Here is a 2626-nt window from a genome sequence, read left to right on the forward strand (position 1 = left end):
TAGGAGAAGAATATGAGCGATGCTTTACCGATTAACTTTACTGATGCGGCAGCTAATAAAGTTAAATCACTCGTCACAGAAGAAGAAAACCCAAATCTAAAATTACGCGTATATATAACTGGTGGTGGATGTAGTGGGTTTCAATACGGTTTTACCTTTGATGAAAAAGTGAATGAAGATGACCTAGCTATCGAAAAAAATGGTGTATCGTTAGTTATCGATCCTATGAGTTTACAATATTTAGTTGGTGGCACCATTGATTATGTTGAAGGATTACAAGGCTCTCGTTTTGTGGTTGATAATCCTAATGCAACTACAACTTGTGGCTGCGGATCTTCTTTTAGTGTTTAAATTGCATTTGTTTTTTTACACTATTAGCTTTTATCGCTAAACAAACAATCATACTTTTCTGATTTTTAGTCAAATAGAACAATAAAGCCACAAAACATGACAAACATTGAGCAGTTAGACAATAATTTTAATATTTTTGTTGACGCCAAATTTTAGATGGGTAAAATGCACAGCATTCAAAACGCAGTTACTCTTAAGTAACCAGTTTTGAGCCCGGGTGGTGAAATCGGTAGACACAAGGGATTTAAAATCCCTCGGCCTTTTTGGCCGTGCGAGTTCAAGTCTCGCCTCGGGCACCATTAAACAAACACTTCTTATGCGGGAATAGCTCAGTTGGTAGAGCACGACCTTGCCAAGGTCGGGGTCGCGAGTTCGAACCTCGTTTCCCGCTCCAATTATTAATCTAAAGACTTCTAAAATAATCCATTAAGTCAACGTATTTCTAGCTTAGAGGGTTGTTTCTGGGATTTTTTATTCTATATTCATCCACTATAATCTAAAGGATACCAACTCAGTTTGACACTTCATTTGGCATTTTGAAATCTGCAATTGGCATTTTGTATTTTACAGTGTTTCCAACTTTTTAAGCTTGATAATTCAAACCTTACTCATTTTATTTAAGGAGACTTATCATGGCTCTTACTGATGCAATTATCCGTAACGTAAAACCTAAAACAAAAGATTATCAGCTATATGATATTCTCGGCTTATCTTTGAATGTAACCAGTTCTGGTACTAAATCTTTTAAATTCAGAATTATGAAAGAAGGTAAAAGGCATAACATTACTTTGGGTCAATATCCATATCTTTTTGGTACTAAAAAGTGTGGGCATACCATATAATTACAAAATACGATAAGATAATTAGTATAATAGCAATCTTGTGCCAGCCTCTTACTGGCACAAATTCTTTGGAATGTTATAGGTTTTCAATTAAATAATAGATTTAGTGGATCATGGCTGTAATGACTCGCGTAATTTTTATTATGAATTGTTCGATTAATTGACTTTTCTAAATATGCTAACATTTCGTCAAATACAGAGTTTCCTAGGCTAAATCGATTGACTCCTGCTAACTGAAGATCATCTATGTTACTGATGTTAGGTAAATTTAAAATGTTTAAGGGGAGCGCTATTTCATCGGAAATCTCACGAATTTCATTTAAATTGCTTAACCCTGGAACAAATAAACAGTCGGCGCCAGCACTTTTATATATAGAAGCCCTAGCAATTGTTTCAGTCAATTTATCATGACAAAATGGGCTCAAATAAGTATCAGTCCTTGCATTAAGAACAAAATGAGGAAACCCTTTGGCGAGTAACGTTGATTTGATGAGCGATATAATTCTTGAAAAATTTGTCGGGGATTGTAAGCTTCCACTAATTTGCGAATCTTCAATATTAATTCCAGAACATCCGATATCTGCTAATTTAATCACGTTATCGACAATATCAGTTACTCGAGATGAATACCCTTTTTCCATATCAACAGATAAGGGGATTTTTACTACCTTTAGAATATTTTGAGCATTATGCAAAACTGTGTAGAATGTGATGTTTTCACCATCTTTCACGTTGTTGGTGGCCGATAATGCGCTACTTGATGTACCTAAAGCTTTATAACCAGCCTTCTCATAAATTCTTGCTGAAAGCACGTCCCAGCAATTAGCCAAAACAAAAAAAGATTTTTTAGAGTGTAACGCTTTGAAAGTAGAATAATTCATAATTTATTTTAGCCTTTACTATTTTCAGTCAATAAACATCCCCGTAGTGTGGGCTATTAACCGTAGTTATATTTGTGAAATAAAACCCATTTTTTAAAAAAAATGGAACCATATAATCATTGCAATCCAGAATGATTGTTTTTTTACCTCTTAAATTTGCAAGTTTTTCCGCTTGCGCTAACAAGTTACAACCCAAACCTAAGCACCGAAAATCTTTTGAAACCATCAATTTTGTTAAAAATATAGAATTATTTTTAGTAACAGATTGAAGCATTAAACTATATTCTGAATTAAGCATTTTCTCAGACTCTATCAACCTGATGGTGGCAACGACCTTGTCCTTAAAATGAGCAGCATAAATTATGGAATAGGGTTCTAAATCATCATAAATTATTCTTTTGGAATGGTTTAAATCCGATATTTTTCGATTCATTTCCACATAATAAATTTGATACCAAAATTGATATATTGGTAATCGATTAAAAGGTTTTTTTATATACTCCAAAAACGAAATATTTTTATTATTTGAGTCATCATTAATATTACACATAA

4 protein-coding genes and 2 tRNA genes are annotated in these 2626 nt (G+C 33.4%); 4 read left to right on the forward strand and 2 right to left on the reverse strand.

Annotated elements, in window-relative coordinates; translation table 11 throughout:
- Positions 1-12 precede the first annotated feature (12 nt).
- The 4 genes from erpA (at position 13) to A9G30_RS06420 (ending at position 1193) form a co-directional block, all read left to right on the forward strand.
- On the forward strand, positions 13-351 hold the full coding sequence (gene erpA / locus A9G30_RS06405; RefSeq protein ID WP_034914816.1) for an iron-sulfur cluster insertion protein ErpA: 339 nt from the start codon (positions 13-15) through the stop codon (positions 349-351).
- Between the two features lie 211 nt (positions 352-562).
- A tRNA-Leu gene (locus A9G30_RS06410) sits at positions 563-650 on the forward strand.
- Positions 651-669: 19 nt separating this feature from the next.
- Positions 670-745: transfer RNA gene (locus A9G30_RS06415), tRNA-Gly, on the forward strand.
- 238 nt (positions 746-983) lie between these two features.
- Positions 984-1193: an Arm DNA-binding domain-containing protein gene (locus A9G30_RS06420; protein WP_065588411.1), complete on the forward strand. Its 210-nt coding sequence runs from the start codon at positions 984-986 to the stop codon at positions 1191-1193.
- An 86-nt stretch (positions 1194-1279) separates the two neighbouring features.
- On the opposite strand, the gene A9G30_RS06425 is transcribed toward A9G30_RS06420, so the two are convergent.
- Positions 1280-2074, reverse strand: a complete 795-nt coding sequence (locus tag A9G30_RS06425) for an isocitrate lyase/PEP mutase family protein (protein WP_065588412.1) — start codon at positions 2072-2074, stop codon at positions 1280-1282.
- Positions 2075-2102: 28 nt separating this feature from the next.
- Positions 2103-2626: GNAT family N-acetyltransferase (locus A9G30_RS06430; RefSeq protein ID WP_065588413.1), on the reverse strand; the 524-nt coding region annotated here is incomplete at its 5' end.

Source organism: Gilliamella sp. Fer4-1, from assembly GCF_001690515.1.
GTDB lineage: Bacteria > Pseudomonadota > Gammaproteobacteria > Enterobacterales > Orbaceae > Gilliamella > Gilliamella apicola_C.